The 7,393-nt window shown below is 34.6% G+C and carries 5 protein-coding genes; 3 read left to right on the top strand and 2 right to left on the bottom strand.

Annotated elements, in window-relative coordinates:
• Positions 1–265 precede the first annotated feature (265 nt).
• The 3 genes from ACZQCL_RS04625 to ACZQCL_RS04635 all read left to right on the top strand — a co-directional run bounded on the left by ACZQCL_RS04625 (position 266) and on the right by ACZQCL_RS04635 (position 4,778).
• Positions 266–2,353: a glutamine synthetase III family protein gene (locus tag ACZQCL_RS04625; protein WP_482481953.1), complete on the top strand. Its 2,088-nt coding sequence runs from the start codon at positions 266–268 to the stop codon at positions 2,351–2,353.
• A gap of 98 nt (positions 2,354–2,451) precedes the next feature.
• On the top strand, positions 2,452–3,612 hold the full coding sequence (locus ACZQCL_RS04630) for a metal-dependent hydrolase family protein (RefSeq protein ID WP_482481954.1): 1,161 nt from the start codon (positions 2,452–2,454) through the stop codon (positions 3,610–3,612).
• On the top strand, positions 3,609–4,778 hold the full coding sequence (locus ACZQCL_RS04635) for a metal-dependent hydrolase family protein (RefSeq protein ID WP_482481955.1): 1,170 nt from the start codon (positions 3,609–3,611) through the stop codon (positions 4,776–4,778). The genes ACZQCL_RS04630 and ACZQCL_RS04635 overlap by 4 nt, the downstream gene beginning before the upstream one ends.
• 46 nt (positions 4,779–4,824) lie before the next feature.
• Here the strand turns inward: ACZQCL_RS04635 and ACZQCL_RS04640 are convergent, their stop codons facing one another.
• Positions 4,825–5,748, bottom strand: a complete 924-nt coding sequence (locus tag ACZQCL_RS04640; RefSeq protein ID WP_482481956.1) for a hypothetical protein — start codon at positions 5,746–5,748, stop codon at positions 4,825–4,827.
• 10 nt (positions 5,749–5,758) lie between these two features.
• Positions 5,759–7,273: a hypothetical protein gene (locus tag ACZQCL_RS04645; RefSeq protein ID WP_482481957.1), complete on the bottom strand. Its 1,515-nt coding sequence runs from the start codon at positions 7,271–7,273 to the stop codon at positions 5,759–5,761.
• Positions 7,274–7,393: the final 120 nt, after the last annotated feature.

A 7,393-nucleotide genomic window follows, 5' to 3' on the forward strand; every position in this document is an offset into this window, starting at 1 on the left:
CTTTTTGTAACAATGATTCGTTAGATAAATCTATGGATACATTTAGTATCAACGTTTAAATGAACTATCATAGACCAAGAAACAATTTCACCTTCATTTTTTAACAACAAAGAAGGATTTAATTATATGCATTAGAAACTAAATGACAGGTTGCCTACATACTCTTATACGAAAAAAAATGAAGTTTATTTGAAAAAAAGAAAAATTTCTCAAAACATTTGTGAAAATAATGATATTATATACGCGACAGGAGGATACTAGAAAAATGAAAATTGTCGATGAATATTTTGGATGTGACGTATTCAGTACATCTGCTATGCAAAGATACTTGCCTCATGCCGTCTACAAACAAATGATGGATGTGATGGAAAAAGGAAAGGAACTTCCTAAAGAAATCGCAGATGTAGTCGCAAACGCCATGAAAGACTGGGCTATGGATAAGGGTGCAACTCACTATACGCACTGGTTCCAACCAATGACAGGTATTACGGCTGAAAAGCATGATGCGTTTATCAATCCAACAGGGCCAACATCTGTTATTTCAGATTTTAGAGGAAAAGAATTAATCAAAGGTGAACCCGATGCCTCAAGTTTTCCAAGTGGAGGATTGCGTGCCACATTCGAAGCCAGAGGATATACCGCATGGGATCCAACTTCTCTAGCTTTTGTCAAAGAAAAGACTTTATATATTCCAACTTTATTCTGCTCTTACGATGGTAGTGCTTTGGATAAGAAAACACCATTATTGAGAAGTAATGATGCCTTAAACAAAGCTGCTGTTCGTTTATTGAACATTATGGGTTACAACATTCATAAAATCAAAACAACGGTAGGTCCAGAACAAGAATATTTCTTAATTGATGAAGATATGTTCAAAGAACGTCTAGACTTATTAGTAACAGGAAGAACATTATTTGGTGCGGCTCCCGTAAAAGGCCAAGAATTAGATGATCACTACTTTGGTAGTTTGTCTGAACGAGTAAAAGCTTATATGGAAGAAGTCGATGAAGAACTTTGGAAATTAGGTGTTTATGCCAAGACCGAACACAAAGAAGTAGCTCCATGTCAGTTTGAATTAGCGCCTGTATTTACATCAACAAATATTGCGAATGATCAAAACCAATTGACTATGGAAGTTCTACAAAAAGTAGCTTCTCATCATGGATTGGTATGTTTACTACATGAAAAACCATTTGATGGTGTCAATGGTAGTGGTAAACACAACAACTGGTCTTTCTGTACAGAAGAAGGAGAAAACATTTTAGAACCTGGTGATTCTCCAAAAGACAATATTCGTTTCTTAACCGTTTTAGCTGCCATCATCAAAGGTGTAGATGAGTACCAGGATTTATTAAGAATCTCTGTTGCCAGTGCCGGAAACGACCATCGTTTAGGCGCAGATGAGGCTCCACCAGCTATTATCTCCATCTATTTAGGTGAAGAACTAACTGCCATTCTTGAAGCCATTGAAGCGGGAAATGAATATGTAGATACAATCGATCGTAAATTGGAACTTGGTGTTTCTACCCTTCCTCCAATCGCAAAAGATTCTACAGACCGTAACCGTACTTCTCCATTCGCATTTACAGGTAATAAATTCGAATTCAGAATGCTTGGATCCAACTTAAACATTTCTTGTCCAAACACTATTTTAAATACAATCGTAGCCGAAGAATTAACACAGTTTGCGGATGAATTGGAATGTGTTAAACAAGAAGATATGACAAAAGCCTTGATTGCGTTGATTCAAAAGACATTAAAGAATCATAAGCGTATCATTTTCTCTGGAAATGGATATTCCGATGAATGGAAAAAGGAAGCACAAAAACGTGGTTTATTAGAGCTTAAGACAACAGCGGATGCACTTCCTCACTATACAGATCCAAAGAATCTACAATTATTTGAAAAACACAATGTATATTCAGCCAGTGAATTGCATGCTCGTGAAAGTATCCTACTCACAAACTACTACCAAGTGGTTCAAATTGAAGCTAAGACAATGGCTTATATGTTACGAAAACAAATCTTACCAGCAATATTTAGTTATGAAGCTAAATTGGCTCAAATCATTCAAGCAAAAAAATCAAGTGGCATTGAGGCTCCATTAGAAGTTAAAATTTTAAAAAACATCAATACACCTCTAGAATTAGTATCCAATCACTTAGATACATTAGAATCTTTGATCAACAAAGAAACCACAACAGAAAAACAAGCGGCTCGTTTTGCAGCCGATGAATTACTTCCATTAATGGAAACAATTCGTCAATTGACGGATGTGATTGAAACCAATGTTTCTAAAGAAGACTGGCCTTTACCAGACTATAACGACATTTTATTTAAATCTATGTTGTAGGGAATCCAAGGATTCCCTCTTTTTTTTACATTTATTTTCTGAAACCACTTGCATATTTCTCTTTCAAGGTTCATAATCACATAAAAAGGAGTTTTATTATGGGTAAATTAATCGTACACGCAAAAATAATGATTGATGGTTTGAGTGATACACCAAAGAAAGATCAATTGATTTCAATTGAAGATGGAAAAATTGTTTCCATTGAAGAATATCATGAAACAAATGAAGAAGTCATTCATGCCAACGTCGTTACCCCTGGCTTTTTTAACTGCCACGTTCACATTATGGAACCTGTCGGCTTTGGGACCGATAAAAAGTTTAGTTTGATGGAGAAAGCATTCTATACGCAAAAACACTGTGAAGACTATCTTCATTCAGGAGTTACTTTTATCCGTGTTTTAGGTACTGCAAACGATTACGATATGCAGATTCGTGATTGTATCGATTCTGGACTCATTCAAGGACCACATATGTTGTGTGCTGGAAGATGCATTTGTATGACAGGCGGTCATGGTTGGCAAGATGGAATCGAAGCCGATGGCAAGGATGAATGTCGAAAAGCAGCTCGTACCCTTCTTAAAGAAGGTGTCGATATAATTAAAATCATGGCTACAGGTGGAGTTATGACTAAAGGGGTTGAGCCAGGAAGTGCTCAATTAACACAAGAAGAAATGGCTGTCATTATTGAAGAAGCACATAAAGCAGGAAGAAAAACAGCTACCCATGCCCAAGGAACACAAGGCATCAAAAATGCTCTATATGCCGGTATTGATTCAATTGAACACGGAATCTTCTTAGATCAAGAATGCTTGGATTTTATGAAAGAACACGGTACTTATTTAGTTCCTACTTTAGTTGCTCCTCAATGTATTGTAGAAAATGGTATTGAAGCAGGTATTGCTGACTACATGGTCAAAAAAGCAATCTATGTAAAGGATGCACACGTCAAAAGTTTTAAAGCGGCCTATGCCCAAGGATTAAAGATTGCCCTAGGTACAGATGGTGGTACCCCATTCAACTACCACAACAACACTGCTTATGAAATGGAATTAATGGAAAAATATGGTGTAGATCGTATGGATATTTTAAAAATTGCGACACACAATTCAGCCGATTGTTTAGGTGTATTAGACAATTATGGAACTTTAGAAGTCGGTAAACATGCTGATCTAGTTTGTCTTGAAGAAAATCCATTGGATGATATTTCAAATGTTCGTAAAATTGATAAGGTCATTAAGGATGGAGTTGTTGTACAATGACAAAACTCTATATTCATGCCCAAACATTAATTGATGGCATAAGTGATGCTCCAAAACAGGATCAATTAATCACAATTGAAGATGACAAAATCATTCAAATTGAAGACTATCATGAAGTGAAGGAAAACGTAATTCATGAAAATGTTGTTACACCGGGATTCTTTAATTGTCACGTCCATATTATGTATCCGGTTGGTTTTGGCGCAAATAAAGAATTTACCTTGATGGAAAAAGCTTTCTATGCCCAAAAACACTGCAAAGAATATCTAGAATCCGGCGTTACTTTTATTCGTGTTGTGGGTACGGAAGAAAACTATGACCTTCAAATTAAAGAAGCTTTTGAAAATCATGTGATTGAAGGACCTCATATGTATTGTGCAGGTAAAGTCATTTGTGTGACAGGCGGTCATGGATGGCAAGAAGGCATTGAAGCCGATGGAAAAGATGCATGTTTAAAAGCCGTTCGTAGTCAGCTAAGAAGTGGCGTAGACTTAATTAAAATAATGGCGACAGGTGGTGTTATGACCGAAGGGGTTGAACCTGGTAATGCTCAGTTTACTGTAGATGAAATGAAGGTCATGATTGAAGAAGCCCATAAAGCAGGAAGAAAAACAGCTACACATGCCCAAGGCTTGCAAGGTATTAAAAACGCCTTATATGCAGGTATTGACTCTATAGAACATGGTTGTTTTTTAGATGATGAATGTCTTGAACGTATGAAAGAACAAAACACATTCTTAGTTCCTACCCTTTGTGCTCCCCAATGCATTATTGATAAGGGTGTAGAAAACGGGGTAGCTAAGTATGCCGTAGACAAGACGTTAAAAGTCAAGGATGCCCATGTTGAAAGTGTTAAGAAAGCTTATGAAAAAGGTATTCAGATTGCCTTAGGTACAGATGCAGGAACGCCATTTAATTACCATTCAAATACAGCTTATGAAATGGAGCTTTTGGCTCGACTTGATATTTCAAACATGGATATCTTAAAGATGGCCACGATCAATTCCGCAAGATGTGTTGGAGTTGAAAAGGACTATGGTTCGATTGAAGTTGGTAAACAGGCTGATTTAGTTTGTTTAAATGAAAATCCATTAGAGAACATTTCAAGCGTAAGAAAAATTAATAGAGTCATTCAATCTGGTAAGATTGTGGTAGACAACAATTAAAACTATAGAAAAAAGGTAGAAATCAAGTTTTAAGATTTCTACCTTTTCATTTTGACGGATAACGCTGCAATGTCATGCCTGTTAAATATGGCATTGGCATTTTATATATAGCATTTTTGAATAATTCTTTTGTTTTCGGATCAAATTGTTCTAATTTTGGAAAAATTGTAATCAAATGTTCAGTCATACGACATGATTCAATACATTCAAGAATGCGTTCCATTTTTAGAAAATCAAATACATCTTCACTCTTTTTTAAATGATCAAATAACGCATGAACATCTGGATCTGTATCATCATACCCATTATAGAAAATAGACAGATAGCTTTCTGGTTTTAAAAACACAGGAGCCATCAATTCATAATCTAGACGCGTATTTGCGATCACATCCATATATGGAATTGAATCATAATACAATATAGCTTCTACATAAGTATTATCTGGCATCAAATAATCAAATGTATAGTATGTCCAGAAATTAAATAATGGATTGGTTTCCAAATTTCTAAGATCCAAGCCATACTTTTGTGCTTGCCTTTGAACAACCATGGGATCAATAGCTCCACAACTGCGAATAAATCCAATTAAACAAAGTAAAGGTTCATCTTGTTTTTCTTTTTGATCAAAATCCACAAATTTTAAAGCTTCTATAACACTTTCCTTCAGCTCGTCTGGAATTTCATCCTCAAATAATAAATATTTTCGATAAAGCGCCACCTTTTCAAATGGCATACCATGAACATCCACTTCTTTATAATTGTTTTCAACGATTCGTTTTAAAAGTTTTAGTTCTTTTACTGTACAAACATCTACAATATTTTCTGGTGTATATTGTTGAATAATTAGCTCGATCATTTGTTTACGAGTAATTTTTTCATAAATCACATCATCCGGAAAACATATACGAAAAAATTGACTGTACACAGATTCTTTTCGATAATGATTGATTTCTTGTATTAATGAGCTCATAACTCTCCTTTTAATTCATATTTTTTGGCAACAACGAATAAATCTTTTGCCCGTAACTATAATCTTCAAATGCCTTTGAAACGAGTTCTTGACTAAGCTGCATATCGGCCGTTGAAATAAAACCATCATAGATGATCATCCCGTTAAATGGCATAATAGCAGTTTGAATCAACATAGGTGTTTTTTCGGCCGGAATAAATTTATCTAAGTTTTCATTTAGACCCTTGACCATATAGTTGATGCCTTCATCATTTAATACTGTATAGTTCTTTTCATAGACAGCCAATAAAAAGTTTTTGCGCATGCCATATTTAAAATCTTTTATAATATTCAAATTACGATATGTTAGATTCAAAGGATTCTTTTGAACATAGCCATCAATAAAACGATCTTTTGCTTTCCAGAACACCTCGATTAGATTGACCAATTCATCGGGTTCAATATAATTATTGGGATCAATTTTCTTATTTGGGATAATTTGTTCCAAAGCATTCACATAATCTAAGACGCTAAAATATAACTTATAGAATAGGCGTGTATCTTTTTGATCTAAATAAGCATACGTTTGTTTCTCATTTAGAGCACGAAGCTTATCATTAAAAGATACATGTTCATGTGCTTGGTTGTAGCCTTTCATACTTAGTCCATAATAATTTGGTAATGAAATTTGTACAACAGCTTTGCGATAGCGCTTTGTCAAAGAATCTGAGAATCCATTAAAGAATGGAATTAAATCGATCTTTTCTTCATTCACAGTACCACGAAGCAAATTATTGAACAATTCATCTTTAAACTTTGTGATGTCCTGCACTTCTTTTTTAACAGCTGTAAAGAATTTTTTAATATCTGGATTTGTCGCATCAAAACCATGATAAAAAATAGAAATGTAGCTGTCTCGATCTAAGAATTTTGGTTCGAATCTTTCGCGTTCAACACGACAATTGCGAATGTTATACAATAGATCTTTATAATCCCAATATACATATTCATTGGCTAAACTATGATCAATTAATTCATAGTCTTCTTTTAAATACGCCCAGAAATTGAAGAGTTCACTTTCAATAATAGTTTTATAATCATAGGCACATGCACTACATACAGCTTGAATCAAAGATGGTTCAATGATGCCAAAGGCACGTATAATTCCAAGAATGACTAAGCTTGGTTCATCTTTTTCTGCCTTATGATCTAAATCAATATCTTTAACCGCTAATTTGACATTCTTTTTGAATTCTTCAGGTAATTCTTTATCAAAATATAAAAACTTAGAGCTTAATGCATGTTTTTCAAAACGATAACGATCGTCTTCTAAGTCTTGGTTACGTAATAATCTTCTTAATGCCTTTAATTCCCATGTTGTGCAAATAGAAACTAAATACTCAGGGGTATAGGTTTCAATCATGCGTTCTAACATTTCTTTTCTTGTCATGGAATCATAGTCCCAATAATCGTTTTGACATGTTCTTTTATAACAATCAAAAACCTTTTCTTTACTATAACGATTTGCGTGTTCCAATAAGCGCACCAAAAAAACTCCTCCTTTATATATCTTCAAAGGGATTCATCGCACCCTTTTTTCAATCCAATGAGAAGCCAAAGCGAATGCTTCGGCAATATGTTTATTTCTCCTTAAGATTGTTATAAT

Source organism: Holdemanella sp., assembly GCF_056804935.1.